Genomic DNA, 16,429 nt, shown 5'->3' with positions numbered 1-16,429 from the left:
GGACGTCAGGCCAGCGCGCGGCGCAGCGCCGCGACCTGGGGGCGGAGCGCGGCCTCCAGGCGCGCGGCTTCGGCGCCGCCTTCGCGCTCCAGCGCCATCGTGAGCGTGCCGACCCTGAAGGCCGGGTAGGCCAGGCGGAAGAAGGCGACGAGTTCGGGGTCGCAGCGCGCCCCGTCGCGCGCCACGGCCGCGCGCAGCGCTTCCGCTTCGGCGTGGGTCAGGTCCCATTCGACCGCCGCGCCCGCCACGTCCCAGGCCACGTCCTGGCAGCCGACGAGGTCGTGGCCGCAACAATGGTCGAGCGCATCCGTCTTGAGCAGGACGGCCGCGCCGTCGTGCAGCCATTCGTGCGGCGCGAGCCGCCCGTCCACGCCGACGCGCCGCGCGATGCGGGCCAGGGCGGGGATGCGGCCGGCCCAGTCGCCGGCGCGCGCCGCAGCGTCCTCGCCCAGCGCTTCGCCGGCGTTGACGCGCGCCATGGCGAGGAGGGCGTCGAGCGACGCGCCGTCGTCCGGTGCGGCCGGAAAGGCGCGAGCCCGGAACGCGAGGTAGCCGGCCAGGCGGGACAGCACGGCGGTGCGGCCGGCGCCGCCGGGCGACGCCGGGCGCAGGTCGTCCCGCCAGGGCTCGACGAGGAAGCCGTGCCTGAGGCCGAGGGGGGCTATGCCGTAGCCGGCTTCGGCCAGCATCGTCGCGCGCCGCAGCTTTTCCCGGCCGAAGCCGGCGAGCCCGGCAAACCGCATCACGACGGAGCCGCGGCGGCCCCGGACGAGGTATTTGCGCCGCTCGTTCTGCCGGTCGACCGCGGGCCAGGCGGCCTCGTCGGCGAAGGCGTGTCGGCGCCAGCCGCCGCCGGCGATGTCCTCGGGGGGCGCCAATGGGGCCCCGGCGAGATCCTCCACCCAGGCGCCGACGCCTCGCGCCCCGTCGTGGGCGAGGTCCTCGAAGGGCACCACGGCGGAGCGGGCCGTCGCCCAGAGCCGGCGGTGCGCGTCGCTCGCCCGGGGGCCGGGCGGGCCGGCATGGCCCGGCAGCAGCAGGATGCGGTCCGCCCGCACGCCGGCGGCGCCGAGCGCGTCCGCGGCCGCGCCCATCGACGAGCCCGACAGGCCGGGACCCTCGTCGACGATCGCCCAGACGGCGTCCCGCTCCGCAATGTCGAGCGCCAGCGCCAGCGCGACCCTGCGGTCGAAGGGATGGCCGGACGGCCTCGCCGTGCGGGGCGCGGGCGCGCTGAGCGCCGCGGCGGCGGCGGCCGACAGCGCCGTGCCGATCGAGCGCAGGCCGAGCACGCGCGTCGGCCGGGGCGCGGCGAGGGCGGCGGCGGCTTGCCAATGGGCTTCGGGGTAGACGGCGTAATGGGCGAAGCCCTCGGTGCGCCGGATCTCCACCGCCTCGGGACAGCCGGGCGCGTTTCGGAGCGCCGCCAGGGCATCGGCGACCGCGGCGGGGACGGCGTCGGGGAGGACCGCGAAGGCGGAGTCCCATGAGCGTCCCATCACGGCCGCGACGGCGGCGCAGAGCGCCATGGCGAGGGCGGACCCGGATGGCGACGCGCCTTCGGCTTCCTCCTCGGCGTCGGCCAGCCCCTGCGCCAGCCCGCCGGCCTCGACCAGGGCCGACACCCAGGCGGCGTGGCGCTCGATCGGCAGCGGGGCCGTCACGGCTTCGCCGATCCAGCCCGCGATCTCCCCGAGCGCCGCCGCGACGGACGCGCGGCGGGACGCCTTGCCGTAGAAGATCACCGGTCAGCCGGGGCGAGGTGGCGGTAGGCGATGGCGGCGAAGCGGTCGAAGTCCGGCACGTCCCAGCCGGCCCCCGTCCCGGCCCGGCGTTCCACGAGCCAGTCGCGCCAGCATCCGTATTGCGCGGGGCTCGGCGACACGCGGTCGCGCCGGTCCTTGGCGAGGTTCAGCGCGTCCAGCGGCGCCATGCCGGCGGCCACCAGGGCCGCCAGGGCCAGCGTGGCGGAGCGGCCGATGCCGTGCTCGCAGTGGATCAGCACCCGTCGCCCGGCCCCGCGCTGCGCTTCGGCGAAGGCCACGCCCTCGTCGAGCATCGCGGGCGTGATGGCGGCGTGGTCGTCGGTCGGCAGGTGGAGGAAGGCGATCCCCTGCGCGGCCAGCACGGCGCGCTCGTCGACCGCTTCGCTGCGCAGGTCGACGACGGCGCCCACGCCCTCGACCGCGGCGAGCATCGCCGTTTCGGCCTCGGACAGCCGGCCCCCGACGGCCAGCAGGGGCGTGATCCAGGTGAGGTTCAACAGGCGATCCGTGCGTGGTTCGGCGACCGCCGGGGAGTGGCGCAGAACGCGCGACCCCGCAAGGCCCCTCGCCGCGGGAACCGGCCCCGTTCCCGCCGGTTACGCCCAGCGACACCCGCCCGCACCGGGCGAGACCGAGGAGCCATCGCATGACCCGCAATCCCGCCGGCGACCTTTCCTTGAAGGAGCGTGCCATCTCCACCGGCATCGGCCTGTTCCTGGCCGCCGCGGCCGCCAAGCCGCGCCCCAACAAGGTGCTGAGCCTGCTCGCCCTCTTGGGCGGCGCGGCGCTCGCCTATCGCGGCACCACCGGCTACTGCCCCGCCAAGGCCGCCCTGGTGGACGGGCGCCGCTGAACGGCCTGGGCGGGGGACCCGCGTCCCCCGCCCCGAACCTTCACAGCGTCGAGGAGCGGCGCGCGAAGAAGCCGTAGACGAAGAGCACGATGATGGCGCCCACGATCGCGCCGACGAAGCCCGCGCCCTGGTTCGGCCCGTACCAGCCGATCGCCTGTCCGAGATAGGTCGCCACCACGGCACCGATGATCCCGAGCACCGTCGTCAGGATGAAGCCGCCGGGCTCGTTGGGCCCCGGCATCAGGAACTTGGCGATCACGCCGGCGAGGAAGCCGATGATGATGTAATAGATGATCGACATGCGGGACTGCTCCGCGCGAGGTGCTGGCCGGCTCCCCTGAGCCCCGTCCCCGGCGATGCGTCAACGCGACCCGGGCGGGAATGTTTGGCGCCACGCGCGATTATGGCGAAACCGTCACCGGTCGATCAGCCCGCGGACCCGCGCTTCGCGCAGGGCGAACACGTAGGCGCCGGCGACCGCGATGAAGGTCGCCGGGCGCCCGCCCGCCGCATCCTCCTGGAACCCCTCCGACGCGAGGTCGCGGCGGCCGTCGCGCTCGATCAGCCCGAACCGCCAGCCCGTGCCGGCTTCGGGGTCCCGCACCCGCACCGCGGCCGAGTCGGCCGACACGCATTCATAGCGCATGCTCGTCCCCTCCGGTCAGCGGTTGGCCACGAGCGGGCCGGGTGCCGAGTCCTCCACCCAGTCCGCCCCGTGCATCGCGAGGGGGAGGTAGACGGAAGCCAGCGACGACGCGGCCAGCAGCAGCACGAGGGCGAGGCCCCGGCCGAGGCTCGCGCGTTGCGATGCCGCGACCGAAGGGGCTGCAGTCGCGAAGCCGAAGCTCCCGTCGGCGGTCGGATCGAGGAAGGCGTAGTGAGCGGGCATGGGCGGGTTCCGTGTGTCGCTCCATTTTCGTGGGAATTTTTCCCACGTCAAGCCGAGTGGGAAAAAATCCCACATGTGCGCCGTCCGGCATTGAACCGGTCCGGACCGCGCTCTATGCTCTCGCCCGTGCCACAATCCCCCGTCGACGTCCCGCTGGACACCACCAAGCTGCAGGCCGCGCTCGTCCGCGTGCTCCGCCCCCTGGTGCGCCTGCTCGTGCGGCGCGGCATCACCTTCCCGGCCCTGTGCGACGTGCTGCGCGAGCTCTACGTCAACGTGGCGGAATATGACTTCGTCCTGCCCGGCAAGGAGCAGACGGACAGCCGCGTCAGCCTGTTGACCGGCATCCACCGCAAAGAGGTCCGGCGCCTGCGGGGCGCCGGTGCCCCCGTCAGCGCGGTGCCGGCGTCGCTGTCGCGCACGAGCCGCATCCTGGCGCGCTGGCTCGCCGACCGCCGCACCACCGATGCGGAGGGGCATCCCCTGCCGCTGCCGCGCGTGGCGCCGGCCGGCCAGCCCTCGTTCGAAGCGCTGGTGGAGTCCATCACGCGCGACCTTCGCCCGCGCGCCGTGCTCGACGAGTGGATCGACAAGCGCCTGGCGACGCTGGACGAGGCGGACGTCGTCACCCTGCTCGACAGGGCCTTCGTGCCCCAGGGCGGCGACGAGCAGCAGCTGTATTATTTCGGCCGGAACCTCCACGACCACGTCGCCTCGGCGGTCGCCAACATTTCCGCCGAGTCGCCCCGCTTCCTCGAACGCGCGGTCCATTACGACGGGCTGTCGGCGGAACTGGCGGCCGACCTCGAGCGGCGCTCGCGCGACCTCGCCATGGAGGCGCTGACCGCGTCGAACCGGCAGGCCCACGACGGCTGCGAGGGCGATGCCGGGGGACGGTGGCGGTGGAACTTCGGCGTCTACGTCTTCACCGAGGAGGTTTCCGCCGCCGAGCCGCCGTCCGCCGGGCGCCCGGGAGGCGACGCTTGAGCGGAGGCCGCGTCCTGGCCCTGTCCCGCCGCGGCTTCGCGGCGCTGCTGCTGCAGGGCGCGGCGCTGTGGGGCGGCCGCGCGCTCGCGCGGGACCCGAACGCAGGGGCCGACCGCGGCCTCGGCGGCACCGGCGCGACCGCGGCGGACCCCGCGGAAACGCTGGGCCAGGACCGCGGCATCGGCGGCACCGGGGTGATCGGCACGATCAGGCGCTTCGGCTCCATCGTGGTCAACGACCTCCGCGTGACCTTTCCGCCCGGCGTCCCGGTGACGATCGACGGCAGGCCGGCCACGGTGCGGGACCTGAAGCTCGGCCACGTGGTCCAGGTGCTGGCGAGGCGTCGCGGCGGCGTGCTGGCCACGCGGGCCATCGTGGCGCGGAGCGAGGTCGTCGGCCCGGTCGATGCCGTCGGCGAAGGCACCATCGTGGTGCTGGGGCAGCGCGTCGCGCTTCCCGACGGCGTGGCGGTGCCGGCCCGCCGGGCCGGCGACCACCTCGCCGTCAGCGGGCTGCGCCGGCTCGACGGGACCGTGGTGGCGAGCCTCGTCGAGCGCCGTCCCGCCGGGGCGGAACAGTTGCATGGGCCGGTGGAGGACGGTGCCGACGGCGGCCTCGCGGTCGGCGGCCTCGCGGTCGCGGACCTGTCGCCGGCGCTGCGCGGGCGCCGGGTGTCGCTCGTCGGGGCGAGGCGGGGCGGCGTGTTCCACGCGTCGGCCGTGACGGTCGAGCCGCGGGTGCCCTTCGCCACGGCCGACCGCCTGTCGGTCGAAGCCTACGTGGCGCGCGCCCCGGACGGGCTGCGGCTCGGCTCCGGCCTGGACGTGTCTGCCGGCGCCGAAGCCTTGGCCGACGTCGGCGACGGCGGCCCGGTGCGCGCCGTGCTGCTGGCCCGGCCGGACGGCGCGGGGCGCCTCGATGCCCGGTCGCTGCGGGTGGAGCGGGAAGGCCGCGGCGGCGGCGCGGGCGGCCTCGGTCCCGGCCGGGGGGAGCCGGCCAACCCTGGAGCGCCCGGAGGACCGGGCCTCAAGGGGGCGGGGCCGCCCGACGGCGGCCGTCCCGGCGGCGCGCCCGCGGGGCCGCACGGCGGGGGACCCGGCATGGGCGGTCCCGGCGGCGTCGGGGGCGGTCCTGGCGGCGGTGGCGCTGGCGGCAATGGCCCTGGTGGCGGTGGTCCTGGCGGAAGCGCCGGCGGCGGGCGGGGCGCCGGACCCGGCCGCTGATGCCGGCCGCTGCCGGACCGCGCCGCGCGGGCCCGTCCGGGTCGGGACCGGACGCCGCCGACGGGTCAGTCCTGGGCGATCTCGCGGGCGCCGGTCTCGGGCAGCGGCGTCAGCGTCTGCGCGTCGCCGGCCCGGCCGGCCGGGACGAGCCGCATGCCGGCCGCCGCGGCTTCCATCTTGAAGCAGGTCTGGGCCGCCGTCCCGGTCACCCGCGTCTGGCACAGGTTCGCCTTGGCGGTGTGCCAGTGGCCCACCGTCACCTGCACGGCCTTGCCGTCGCCGACCTGCACCTGCTGGAGCTCCAGCCGGCGGTTGTCCTTGGCGTAGTAGACGATTTGCCGGGCGCGGGTCCCGGCCCCGTCGGCCACGACGGCGACGGGGTGGCCGGCCAGCGCTTCCGCGGGATCGCCGGCCGCGGGCCGCACGCCCGCGGCCGGCTCGTCGGTCGTGGCGACGTCGACGGTGCTGTCGAGGAACGGGATGTGCTCGGGGAAGTGGATCGCGTTGCCCTTCACCAGCACGGCCGTGACGGCGGGCGCGCCGCCCGCCGCCTCCAGCGTCACCGTGCCCAGGCGCGCGCCGGGGAACTCGTATTTCCCGTCGAGCAGGATCGACACGCTCCGGCACACGGGCGCGCCGTCGCGCCCCGCTTCGCAGAGCTCCGGCCGCTCGCGGTCCCACCGCCGCGCCGTGAAGCCGCGCTCGTCGCCCTCGCCCATCAGCCCGCGCGACGCGAAGTAGGTGAAATGCAGCGGCTCGCCCGGCCCTTCGCGCCGCAGCGTGTTGCCGGCCAGGTAGTTGATGGCTTCCGCGCCCGTGACCGTCACGGGATCGCCCATCTTGGGGGCGCCCTTGTAGGCGGCGGGGTTGGGCACGTGCACGGCCGAGCCGGGCTGGATCGAGCCCGTCGTCAGGTCCGTGTCGATGTCGGCCTCGGCGACCACGGGCCGGGCCGCCGGGACGGCGGCGGCCGGTTTCGCCGCGGGCGCGCTGACCGGCGCGGCCTGGGCGACCGCCGCGGCCGGCACCGCCTCACCCCGATGCCCCAGGACCAGGCTGCCGATGCAGCCGAAGCCCAACACCGAGCAGACCACGGCCGAAACACCACGATTCGACACCATCAGCCACGCCTCACCCTGACCGATACGCGTCGGATCACGGCTTGGCATGACACCGCGGGGTTTAAGAAGGCTTGAACGACCCCGCACTGGTCCGCGTGAAGGGCCCGCCGGGCCGTGCGACGCGCCGCAGGGTTGCCGGAATGCCCGGCGGGGGCCGCGGCCCGTTCACCTTGTCCACCGTCGGGCGCGTCGGGGCCGCTTTGCAAACCCGCCCATTCCGTCCTAATCAGCCGAAGCGCCGAAGGATGGGACATTGGGACAGAAGCAGCTTCGCATCGGCATCGTCGGGGTCGGCAACTGCGCCTCGTCCCTCGTCCAGGGCCTCGAATTCTACAAGGACGCCTCGTCCAACGCGCCGGTGCCGGGGCTGATGAACGTCGAGGTCGGCGGATACCACGTCGGGGACGTGGTGCCGGTGGCGGCCTTCGACGTGTCGAACGCCAAGGTGGGCCGCGACCTCGCCGACGCGCTCCTGGCCGCCCCCAACAACACCGAGCGCTTCGCCGCCGTGAAGCCCACCGGCGTGCGCGTCGAGCGCGGGCCCACCCTCGACGGGCTCGGCCGCTACCTGCGCGACGTGATCGTCGAATCCGAGGAAGCCCCCGCCGACGTGGCGGCGGTTCTGAAGGAGAAGCGGGTCGACGTGCTCGTCTGCTACCTGCCGGTGGGCTCGCAGAAGGCCGCCGAATATTACGCCGAGCGGGCGCTCGAAGCCGGCTGCGGCTTCGTCAACTGCATGCCGGTGTTCATCGCCTCGAACCCGGAATGGGAGCGCCGCTTCGCGCAAGCGGGCCTGCCCATCGTGGGCGACGACATCAAGAGCCAGGTCGGCGCCACCATCGTGCACCGCACGCTGGTCAACCTCCTGCGCGACCGCGGCATCCGGCTCGACCGCACCTACCAGCTCAACTTCGGCGGCAACTCCGATTTCCAGAACATGCTGGAGCGCGACCGCCTCGAATCGAAGAAGATTTCCAAGACCCAGGCGGTGTCGAGCCAGTTCGACGTGCCGCTCGACGCGTCGGACATCCACGTCGGCCCCAGCGACTACGTGCCCTGGCTGACGGACCGCAAATGGGCCCACATCCGCCTCGAGGGCACCGGCTTCGGCGACGTGCCGATGAGCATCGAGCTGAAGCTCGAAGTGTGGGATTCGCCGAACTCCGCCGGCGTGGTCATCGACGCGGTGCGCTGCGTCAAGCTGGCGCTCGACCGCGGCATCGGCGGCGCGCTGATCGGGCCGTCGAGCTACTTCATGAAGTCGCCGCCGCGCCAGTTCACCGACGAGGAAGCGCGCGACCGCGCCGAGCGCTTCATGTCCGGGGCGGAATGACGCCGTGCTGACGCTGCTCCTCGTCCGCCACGCGAGCCACGGCCTGCTCGGCCGGGTGCTGGCCGGCCGCATGCCGGGCGTGTCGCTCAGCGAGCAGGGGCTGCGCGAAGCGGAGCGGCTGGCGGAGCTCGTGGCGGGGCGCGGCATCGGGCGCGTGATCTCGTCGCCGCTCGACCGCACGCGCGAAACCGCCGCCGCCATCGCGGCGCGGATCGGCCGCGACGTCGAGGTCGCCGAGGAGATCAACGAGATCGACTGCGGCAGCTGGACCGGCGCCGACTTCGCCAAGCTGCCCGACGACCCCCACTGGCACCGCTGGAACCGCGAGCGCTCGACCTGCCCGATGCCGGGCGGCGAGGGCATGGCGGCCGTGCAGGCGCGCGCGGTCGGGCTGATCGCGCGGCTCGCCGCCGAGCCCGGCGACGCGACGGTCGCGCTGGTCACCCATTCCGACGTCGTGAAGGCCGTCGTCATGGCGGCGCTGGGCCTGTCGCTCGACCGCCACGACCACCTCACCGTGGATCCGGCGTCGGTGGCGACGCTGCACGTGTTCGGCGACTACATGCGGGTGGTGCGCTTCAACGAGGTCGCGGCGCCGTGAAGATCGTCGTCTTCGGCCTGACGGTGTCGTCCTCCTGGGGCAACGGCCACGCGACGCTGTGGCGTGGCCTCCTGAAGGCGCTGATCCGGCGCGGCCACGACGTCGTCTTCTTCGAGCGGGACACGGACTACTACCGCCACAACCGCGACCTGCATGCCCTGGAGGGCGGCGACCTCGTGCTCTACCCGGATTGGGAGGGCGTGGCCGCGCGGGCGCGCCGCGACCTCGCCGAAGCCGACGTGGCGCTGGTGACGAGCTACTGTCCCGATGCCGCCGCCGCCGAGCGCGCCGTGCTCGACGCCCCGCGGGCCACCCGGGTCTTCTACGACCTCGACACGCCCGTGACGCTGGCGGCGCTCGACGAGAAGCGCCCCGCCTACGTGGGCCCGGATGGGTTCTCGGGCTACGACCTCGTGCTGAGCTACACGGGCGGGCCGGCGCTCGACGCGCTGCGGGCCCGGCTCGGCGCCCGCCGCGTGGCGCCGCTCTACGGCCACGTCGACCCCGCGGTGCACCGCCCGGTGCCGCGCGCCGCGCGTTTCGCCGCGGACCTGAGCTACCTCGGCACCTACGCGGCCGACCGGCAGGCGGCGCTCGAAACCCTGTTCATCGCCCCGGCGCGGGCGCGGCCGGGGTCGCGCTTCCTGATCGGCGGCGCGCAATATCCGGCGGACTTCCCGTGGATGGAGAACATCTTCTTCGTCCAGCACCTGCCGCCGCCGGACCACCCGGCCTTCTTCTGCTCCGGACGGCTGACCCTCAACGTCACGCGCCGCGCCATGGCGGCGATGGGCTGGTGCCCGTCGGGGCGCCTGTTCGAGGCGGCGGCCTGCGGGGCCGCCATCCTCACCGACGACTGGGATGGGCTCGCCGCCTTCTTCGAGCCCGGCGCCGAACTGATCGTGGCGCGTACCACCGCGGACGCGCTGGCGGCCGTGGACCTGTCGGATGCCGAGCTCGGGCGCATCGGCGAGGCGGCGCGCGCCCGGGTGCTCGCCGAGCACACGTCGGAGCATCGAGCCGCGGAGTTCGAGGCCGCCGTGGCGGCGGCCAGGGGCGGGGGAAACTGACATGTGGGGCATCGTGCCGGCCGCGGGCCGGGGCAGCCGCATCCAGCCGCTGGCCTTCTCGAAGGAACTGCTGCCCGTCGGCAGCCGGCTCGACGGCGGCGTCGAGCGGCCCTGCGCGGTCTCGGAATACCTGCTCGACCGCATGGTGCTGGGCGGCGCCCGCAAGATCTGCCTCGTCATCTCGCCCGGCAAGCACGACATCCTGGCCTATTACGGCGCCGGCTACGCCGGGGCCGACATCGCCTACGTGGTGCAGCCCCAGCCTTCGGGCCTGTGCGACGCCGTGTTCCGGGCGGCGCCCCTGGTGCCGCGAAACGAGCCCGTGATGGTCGGCCTGCCCGACACGGTGTGGTTCCCGGCGGCCGGCTTCGCGACGCTGCCCGACGATGCCCTCTCGTTCCTGCTGTTCCCCGTCGAGCGGCCCGAGCTGTTCGACGCCGTGGTGCTGGCGGAGGACGGAACCGTCGTCGAGATCCAGGTGAAGCGCGCGGACGCGTCCTCGCGCTGGATCTGGGGCGCCTTCAAGATGCCCGGCGCGGTGTTCCACGCGCTCCACGCGCTGTGGATCGCGCGGGAGCGCCGGGACGAGTATTTCGGCACGCTGGTCAACGCCTTCATCGCGGGCGGCGGCCGCGCCGTCGGGGTCAGGGCCGGCGAGTCCTACGTCGACACCGGCACGTTCAACGGATACCGCGCCGCCATGGGGCTGCTCGAGCAGGCCCCCGTCAGCCGAGCGCCTGCTGGAGCAGGCCCAGTCACCCGGGCGCCTGCTCGGCCAGGCGCAGGACGAGACCATACCATGACCCAAGATCCCGCAGCGGGGCACGACCCCGCGGACCTGCGCGCCCGCGCCGACGCGCTCGGCCCCTGGTTCCACAACATGGACCTCGGGGGCGGCGTATGGACGGCGCCCGGCCACTTCCTCGGCGACTATCCGGGCACCAAGTTCCGCGGCTTCGCGCCCGTCCTGCCCGAGGACCTGACGGGCAAGAGCGTGCTCGACATCGGCTGCAACGGCGGCTTCTACTCGATCGAGATGCGCCGGCGCGGCGCCGCCCGCGTGCTCGGCATCGACTTCGACGAGGATTACCTCGCCCAGGCGCGCTTCGCCTGCGACGCGCTCGGCGTCGACGGCATCGAGTTCCGGCAGATGTCCGTCTACGACGTCGGCGCCCTGGGCGAGCGCTTCGACCTCGTGGTCTTCATGGGGGTGTTCTACCACCTCCGCCACCCGCTGCTGGCGCTCGACCTGATCTGGGAGAACGTCGCCTCCGACCTCCTGCTGTTCCAGTCGATGCAGCGCGGCTCGGACGCGGTGGCCGAGGTCGCGGCCGACTACCCCTTCACGGAAGCCGGCCATTTCGACGCGCCCGGCTACCCCAAGATGCACTTCATCGAGCGCGACTATTCGGCCGATCCGACCAACTGGTGGGCGCCGAACCGCGCCGCCTCGGCGGCGATGCTGCGCTCCTCCGGTTTCTCCATCCTGGCCAATCCCGACCCCGAGGTGTTCCTGTGCCGCAGGGCCGCGCGCGGGCCCTTCGTCGAGGCCGCCTACCCTGCAAGGAGTGTCGCCCGATGATCGAAGCCGCGATGATCTGGAACGAGCCCAACAACAAGTCCCATTGGGACCCCGAGGTGGACCCGGGCTGGGTGAAGTTCTGCGAGATGGTGATCCTGGCCGCGAAGGCCATCCGGGCCGAGAACGCCACCCTGCCGCGCGTGCTCGGCGGCATGTCGCCGATCGACCCGACCTGGGTGCAGCTCCTCGCCTCGCGCGGCGTGATGGACCATCTCGACGCGGTGGCGGTGCACGGCTTCCCGCTCGACTGGAACCTGTGGTCGCTGCACGACTGGCCGGCGAAGATCGACGAGATCCGCGCCGTCACCGACAAGCCGGTCTGGGTGTCCGAGGTCGGCGTCTCGACCTTCGGCGCCGAAGAGGTGCAGGACTGGGGGCTGAAGCGCACCGCCGAGCTGCTGCGCGGCAAGGCCCCGCGCATCCATTGGTATTCGCTCTACGACCTGCCGAAGGAGTGGGAAGCCACCACCCGCCACAAGGAGGCGGAGGGCTCCTCCTACTATCGCCACTTCGCCATGGGCATCCTGCGCCAGGACGGCACGCCCAAGATCGCCGCCGAGCATTTCGGCAGCCTCACGCCCGACGTCGGCCTGTGCCAATGGTTCCACTACGAGGACCACCGGCTCGACGACGCGGTGGAGCACATGAAGCGCCTCGGCGTGACCTACCTCCGCACGGGGCTGTCCTGGGCCGACTGGCTCCGGCCGGACGCCGAGCGCTGGTTCGACCGGCTGGTGCGGGCGCTGGAGCCCTTCGACACCACCGTGACGTTCTGCTTCACGCCGGAAGAGGAGGGCATCGAGCCCCACCACACCTCGGCGCCGAAGGACCCGGCGCGTTTCGCCGACTTCTGTGCCACGATGGTGCGCCGCTACGTGGGTTCGGGGCCGGTGAAGCCCATCCCGGCGATCTGAACCCCGCCGGTCGCCCTTCCCCCGGAGGGGGGCGGCCGGCGCCACGCTGGATCGCGACCCGCCAATTTGACCCCCGACACCGCAGACCTCCTCGTCCCGCGCCCCCACCAGGTCGCGGCGCGCGACGCCATCCTGGCCGCCAGGGCCGCCGGGAAGCCCGGCTTCCTGCTCGGCGACCTGACCGGCCTCGGCAAAACGCTGTCGGTGTGGTCGGCGATCGCCGCCATGCCGGAATCAGAGGTGCTGATCGTGGCGCCGAAGGGCGCGCTGCCGCAGTGGCGGCGGACCATCGCGCGCTCCGGCCTCGCGCCGAAGACCGTGACGCTCACCAACTACGAGCGCTCGAAGGCGCTGCTCGCCCTGCCGGAGAAGACCACGCGGAAATCCGCCCGCGCGGTGAACAACGAACTGGCCCGCGAGGGCCGGCCGAAGCGCGTCTGGCCGCTCGTGGTGTTCGACGAGAGCCACCGCCTGCGCAATCCCTACAGCCAGCAGAGCATGGCCTGCCGCCAGGTGGCCGACGCCGCCGACTTCACCGTCTACCTCAGCGCCACGGCCGGCCAGTCGCCGCACGAGCTCAGCTATCTGGGGCGCCTGCTCGCCCACGGCCCCGACGCGCCGCCCCCGACGCTCGCCGGCTACCGCGAACTGATGCGGCGCCTGGGCGTCGGCGGCGCCAAGGGGCGCTGGACGAACTGGCGCTGGGCGCCCAACGACCGCGACCGCGCCGCGATGGCGGCGCTGCTCTACCGCGGCCCGGACGCGGTCGGGCTCCGACGCCGCCCCGAGGAGGTCGCGGGCTGGCCCGAAGTCCAGCGGGACCTCAGCCCCACGGCGCTGACCCCCGCCGAGCGCCGCCTCTACGACGCCACCTGGCGCGACTTCCGCCGCGAGCTCGGCCTGCTCGGCGGCTCGACGCGCCGTCCCGTGGGCTGGGCCGCCGACCTGCGCTTCCGCCAGAAGGCGAGCCTGCTGCGCATCCCCGGCACCGCCGACGCCGCCGAAGCGCTGCTCGACGGGGGGCAGGCGGTGGCGGTCTCGGTGGCCTATCTCGAGACGGCGTCGATGCTCGCCGACGCCTTGCGGGGGCGGGGCTGGCGCGTCGGCGCCATCGACGGGCGGCAGACCGCCGACGCCAACGAGGCGGCGCGCGTCGCCTTCCAGACCGGCGCGCTCGACGCGATCGTGTTCACCGTGACGGAATCGATCTCGCTGCACGCGAACGAGATGACGGGCGGGGAGCGGACGCGCGCGCTGCTGGTCCACGACATGCGCCACAGCGCCATCCAGCTCGGCCAGATCGAGGGGCGCTGCCACCGCGACGGCGAGAAGGCGGTGATCCACTATCTCTACGCCGAGGAGACCGTGGAGGAGCGCATCGCTTCAACCGTGGTGGGCCGCATGGCCGCCATGGACGGCATGGCGGGCGACGACACCGCCGCCATCGACGACATCGTGATGCGGATCTACGGGGCCACGGGGTAGGGGGTGCGGCTCCGCCCCGGGCGGAGCTTCGATGCCGAGGGCCCGCGCGTGACGGGCGACCCGTGGAAATCGCGCGCGAGTCGCGCCATAAGGCGGGCCAGCGAAACCCGATTCGGACACACCCATGAAGAGCCTGACCCTCGCCGCCGCCCTCCTCGCCCTCCCGTCGCTCGCCTTCGCGCAGGCCGCCCCTCCGGCGGCGGACGGCACCAAGGACGTCTACGACATGTCCTGCGCGGCCTTCCACCGCAACGCCGACGGCTCCTGGAACGCCGTCCGGCCCATGACGCTGCAGCCCGCCGCCGGCCCGATCGCGCTGAAGCCGAGCTTCAAGTTCAAGCCGGGCACGCTGTTCGCCGGCTTCGACCTCGCCGCCGAGCTCGACAAGGCCTGCCCGCACTGAGGAGCCGAAACGGGGCTGCGCGCCCCGGACCCGCGCGGGGGGCCGGAGGCCCTTCGATCCCGGAAGCCGTCATGGCACCGTCACGCGCCGCGCGCTAGGATCGCGGCGCTTGACCATCGGGGAGATGCCGGGATGAGATTCGTCGTGCGGTCCGTGCTCGCGGCCTCCATCGTCGGAGCCATGCCGGGCGTCGCGTCCGCCCAGACCGCTCCCGCGGCGCAGCCCGCCCCTTCGCCGTCGACGCTGGTCCACCTCCAGCCCGACCCGTCCGACGCCGTGAAGCCCTACGTGGTCGACCCCGCGAGCTCGACCATGTCGCGCGACGACCTCGTGGCGGCGCTGCGAAAGAAGGTGCGCTACGTCTTCGTGGTGTTCAACGAGAACCATTCCTTCGACAACGAATACGGCACGCTGCCGGGTGTGGACGGGCTGTACTCGGACGGCACGAAGCCCCGCTCCGCCGAAGCCACCCCCGGCTTCGTGCAGCGCTACAAGGACTGGCAGGGCCAGGACCGCACCGCCCGGCCGTTCCGCATCGGGCCCGAGCAGAACGCGACCTTCACCGACAGCGTCGACCACAGCCACAAGGGCCTCGCCAAGAAGATCGACGTCGGCCCCGACGGGGTCGCGAAGATGGACGGCTTCGCGGCGACGGAATACGGCCGCTTCGTCGCCTCCGGCGGCGCCAGGAGCGCCAGCATGGCGAAGGACTACGCCGACCTCGTGATGTCCTACATGGACTGCGACACGATCCCGTTCTTCTGGAACTACGCCAACCGCTTCACGATCTTCGACAACATCTTCGCCACCGAGGACACGCCCTCGACCCCCAACGCCATCGCGATGATCGCCGGCCAGGCGGGCGAAACGCAGTGGGTGAAGCACGGCAGCGAGGGCAAGGCTTACGCGAACGGCGAGAACAAGGGCACGACCCAGGGCGTGCCGCTGGTCAACGACCCGCAGCCCTTCTACGGCTCGCAGTTCGACACGACGGCGGCCGGGCGCCAGCCCGCCGGCCCGCGCGACGGCTACAAGAACTCCAACATCGCCGCGAACCAGACCTACGCGACCGTGCCGCTCACCATGGCGGGCCGCAACGCCGCGCGCGTGACCTCGAACGACTACAACCCCGACTTCGACCTGCCCGACATCCAGAAGGACATCCCCTTCATCGCGTCGCGCGGCGGCGCGCCCGTGTCCTGGCGCTGGTACCAGGAGGGCTACGACCACGAGCCGACCGACCCCGCGGGCGACACCACCCACGACAGCTACGTCAGCCACCACCAGGGCCCGCAATACTTCGGCTACCTCGCCAACAACCCCGACATGAACAAGAACATGAAGGGCCTGGGCGACTTCTTCTCCGACATGAAAGGCGGCAAGCTGCCGATGGACGGCGGGGTGTTCTACATCCGCGGCGGCTTCTCGGCGATCTCGGGCGAAAGCCCGCCGATCCAGAACTCGAACTACCCGAACCCCGCCGGTCTCACCCCGATGGAGCGGGCCACGATCGCGTCCAACAAGCGGGGCGACGACGACCATCCCGGCTATTCCGACCGCCAGATCTCGGAAGGCATGGCGGCGCGGGTGATCAACGCGGTCGCGGCCGACCCGGCCATCTGGAACCAGTCCGCCATCATCGTCACCTACGACGAATCGGACGGGTTCTTCGACCACGTCGCCCCCCGCATCCTCAGCTACGGGCCCGACGGGCTGCCGCTGGCGCGCGGCATCCGCGTGCCGATGATCGTGGTGTCGCCCTACGCCCGCGCCCATGCGGTGTCGCGCGCGGAGGGCGACCACAACGCCGTGATCGAAACGCTGAACGCCATCTACGACCTACCGCCGCTGGCGTCGCTGCCCGACGAGGCCGCTGCGCTGATCGCCGGCGAGGACGCCAAGTTCAACGGGCCGAACGGCTTCGTGCAGCACCACCTCGGCCCGCGCGACATCAACACGCCCGAAACCGACGACCTCCTGTCCGCCTTCGAGCCCAAGCGCCTGACGGGCGAGCTGCCGCCGCTGCCGGGCTCCTACGCCACCATCCCTGACGCCGTGGTGAACCACCTGCCGCATTACGACGGCAAGGGCTGCCAGGCGATCGGCGTCGTGCCGGAAGACAGGCGCCAGGGGATCTCGTCCTCCGTGCCGGACGGGTTCAACACGCTGCCGATCACCTTCCCGGCCTACAACAGGTGAGGC

At 73.2% G+C, this 16,429-nt stretch carries 17 protein-coding genes and 1 pseudogene; 12 read left to right on the top strand and 6 right to left on the bottom strand.

The window, feature by feature from the left end; genetic code table 11:
- Positions 1–5: 5 nt before the first annotated feature.
- Positions 6–1,745: a hypothetical protein gene (locus D3273_RS17730; RefSeq protein ID WP_129228223.1), complete on the bottom strand. Its 1,740-nt coding sequence runs from the start codon at positions 1,743–1,745 to the stop codon at positions 6–8.
- Positions 1,742–2,263, bottom strand: coding sequence for a protein-tyrosine phosphatase family protein (locus D3273_RS17725; RefSeq protein WP_207210815.1), 522 nt, complete (start codon positions 2,261–2,263; stop codon positions 1,742–1,744). The genes D3273_RS17730 and D3273_RS17725 overlap by 4 nt, the downstream gene beginning before the upstream one ends.
- A 149-nt stretch (positions 2,264–2,412) precedes the next feature.
- Here D3273_RS17725 and D3273_RS17720 point away from each other — a divergent pair, with 149 nt between their 5' ends.
- Positions 2,413–2,619 carry a YgaP-like transmembrane domain gene (locus D3273_RS17720; RefSeq protein WP_129228222.1) on the top strand — a complete coding sequence of 69 codons (207 nt, stop codon included), beginning with the start codon at positions 2,413–2,415 and terminating at the stop codon, positions 2,617–2,619.
- A gap of 40 nt (positions 2,620–2,659) precedes the next feature.
- Here the strand turns inward: D3273_RS17720 and D3273_RS17715 are convergent, their stop codons facing one another.
- From D3273_RS17715 to D3273_RS17705, 3 genes are all read right to left on the bottom strand, one after another.
- A complete protein-coding gene (locus D3273_RS17715; protein ID WP_129228221.1) occupies positions 2,660–2,920 on the bottom strand; it encodes a GlsB/YeaQ/YmgE family stress response membrane protein in 261 nt (86 codons plus the stop codon).
- A gap of 114 nt (positions 2,921–3,034) precedes the next feature.
- Positions 3,035–3,265: a hypothetical protein gene (locus D3273_RS17710; RefSeq protein WP_129228220.1), complete on the bottom strand. Its 231-nt coding sequence runs from the start codon at positions 3,263–3,265 to the stop codon at positions 3,035–3,037.
- Between the two features lie 15 nt (positions 3,266–3,280).
- Positions 3,281–3,508 carry a hypothetical protein gene (locus tag D3273_RS17705; protein WP_129228219.1) on the bottom strand — a complete coding sequence of 76 codons (228 nt, stop codon included), beginning with the start codon at positions 3,506–3,508 and terminating at the stop codon, positions 3,281–3,283.
- Positions 3,509–3,622: 114 nt separating this feature from the next.
- On the opposite strand from D3273_RS17705, the gene D3273_RS17700 reads away from it, so the two are divergent.
- Both D3273_RS17700 and D3273_RS17695 read left to right on the top strand, forming a co-directional pair.
- Positions 3,623–4,495: a DUF6502 family protein gene (locus D3273_RS17700; protein ID WP_245501248.1), complete on the top strand. Its 873-nt coding sequence runs from the start codon at positions 3,623–3,625 to the stop codon at positions 4,493–4,495.
- Positions 4,492–5,718, top strand: a complete 1,227-nt coding sequence (locus D3273_RS17695; protein ID WP_129228218.1) for a DUF5666 domain-containing protein — start codon at positions 4,492–4,494, stop codon at positions 5,716–5,718. Before D3273_RS17700 ends, D3273_RS17695 begins: the two co-directional genes overlap by 4 nt.
- 65 nt (positions 5,719–5,783) lie before the next feature.
- On the opposite strand, the gene D3273_RS17690 is transcribed toward D3273_RS17695, so the two are convergent.
- Positions 5,784–6,839, bottom strand: coding sequence for a hypothetical protein (locus D3273_RS17690; protein ID WP_129228217.1), 1,056 nt, complete (start codon positions 6,837–6,839; stop codon positions 5,784–5,786).
- A 253-nt stretch (positions 6,840–7,092) separates the two neighbouring features.
- Here D3273_RS17690 and D3273_RS17685 point away from each other — a divergent pair, with 253 nt between their 5' ends.
- From D3273_RS17685 to D3273_RS17645, 9 genes and pseudogenes are all read left to right on the top strand, one after another.
- Positions 7,093–8,172, top strand: a complete 1,080-nt coding sequence (locus D3273_RS17685; protein ID WP_129228216.1) for an inositol-3-phosphate synthase — start codon at positions 7,093–7,095, stop codon at positions 8,170–8,172.
- A 4-nt stretch (positions 8,173–8,176) separates the two neighbouring features.
- Positions 8,177–8,773 (top strand): histidine phosphatase family protein, encoded by a 597-nt coding sequence (locus D3273_RS17680; protein ID WP_129228215.1) that lies wholly within the window; start codon positions 8,177–8,179, stop codon positions 8,771–8,773.
- On the top strand, positions 8,770–9,843 hold the full coding sequence (locus tag D3273_RS17675; protein WP_129228214.1) for a CgeB family protein: 1,074 nt from the start codon (positions 8,770–8,772) through the stop codon (positions 9,841–9,843). Before D3273_RS17680 ends, D3273_RS17675 begins: the two co-directional genes overlap by 4 nt.
- Before the next feature lies 1 nt (position 9,844).
- Positions 9,845–10,618: pseudogene (locus D3273_RS17670) on the top strand (sugar phosphate nucleotidyltransferase); the annotation flags it as partial.
- Between the two features lie 24 nt (positions 10,619–10,642).
- Entirely contained in the window at positions 10,643–11,425 is a 783-nt protein-coding gene (locus D3273_RS17665) for a TIGR04290 family methyltransferase (RefSeq protein WP_129228242.1), read from the top strand.
- A complete protein-coding gene (locus D3273_RS17660) occupies positions 11,422–12,339 on the top strand; it encodes a glycoside hydrolase family protein (protein ID WP_129228213.1) in 918 nt (305 codons plus the stop codon). Before D3273_RS17665 ends, D3273_RS17660 begins: the two co-directional genes overlap by 4 nt.
- A 66-nt stretch (positions 12,340–12,405) precedes the next feature.
- Positions 12,406–13,824 (top strand): DEAD/DEAH box helicase family protein, encoded by a 1,419-nt coding sequence (locus D3273_RS17655; RefSeq protein WP_129228212.1) that lies wholly within the window; start codon positions 12,406–12,408, stop codon positions 13,822–13,824.
- 124 nt (positions 13,825–13,948) lie between these two features.
- On the top strand, positions 13,949–14,227 hold the full coding sequence (locus D3273_RS17650) for a hypothetical protein (protein WP_129228211.1): 279 nt from the start codon (positions 13,949–13,951) through the stop codon (positions 14,225–14,227).
- A gap of 132 nt (positions 14,228–14,359) precedes the next feature.
- A complete protein-coding gene (locus D3273_RS17645; RefSeq protein WP_129228210.1) occupies positions 14,360–16,426 on the top strand; it encodes a phospholipase C in 2,067 nt (688 codons plus the stop codon).
- Positions 16,427–16,429 lie beyond the last annotated feature (3 nt).

Source organism: Lichenibacterium minor (genome assembly GCF_004137685.1).
Taxonomy (GTDB): domain Bacteria; phylum Pseudomonadota; class Alphaproteobacteria; order Rhizobiales; family Beijerinckiaceae; genus Lichenihabitans; species Lichenihabitans minor.
Note: the sequence above shows the minus strand (reverse complement) of the source record. Positions and strands in the feature narration are given on the sequence as shown.

Bases quoted from the DNA above. Each gene is read 5' to 3' on its own strand.
- D3273_RS17720 (WP_129228222.1), top strand. From the start codon at position 2,413: ATGACCCGCAATCCCGCCGGCGACCTTTCCTTGAAGGAGCGTGCCATC.
- D3273_RS17715 (WP_129228221.1), bottom strand. From the start codon at position 2,920: ATGTCGATCATCTATTACATCATCATCGGCTTCCTCGCCGGCGTGATC.
- D3273_RS17710 (WP_129228220.1), bottom strand. From the start codon at position 3,265: ATGCGCTATGAATGCGTGTCGGCCGACTCGGCCGCGGTGCGGGTGCGG.
- D3273_RS17705 (WP_129228219.1), bottom strand. From the start codon at position 3,508: ATGCCCGCTCACTACGCCTTCCTCGATCCGACCGCCGACGGGAGCTTC.
- D3273_RS17700 (WP_245501248.1), top strand. From the start codon at position 3,623: ATGCTCTCGCCCGTGCCACAATCCCCCGTCGACGTCCCGCTGGACACC.
- D3273_RS17690 (WP_129228217.1), bottom strand. From the start codon at position 6,839: ATGGTGTCGAATCGTGGTGTTTCGGCCGTGGTCTGCTCGGTGTTGGGC.
- D3273_RS17665 (WP_129228242.1), top strand. From the start codon at position 10,643: ATGACCCAAGATCCCGCAGCGGGGCACGACCCCGCGGACCTGCGCGCC.
- D3273_RS17660 (WP_129228213.1), top strand. From the start codon at position 11,422: ATGATCGAAGCCGCGATGATCTGGAACGAGCCCAACAACAAGTCCCAT.
- D3273_RS17650 (WP_129228211.1), top strand. From the start codon at position 13,949: ATGAAGAGCCTGACCCTCGCCGCCGCCCTCCTCGCCCTCCCGTCGCTC.
- D3273_RS17645 (WP_129228210.1), top strand. From the start codon at position 14,360: ATGAGATTCGTCGTGCGGTCCGTGCTCGCGGCCTCCATCGTCGGAGCC.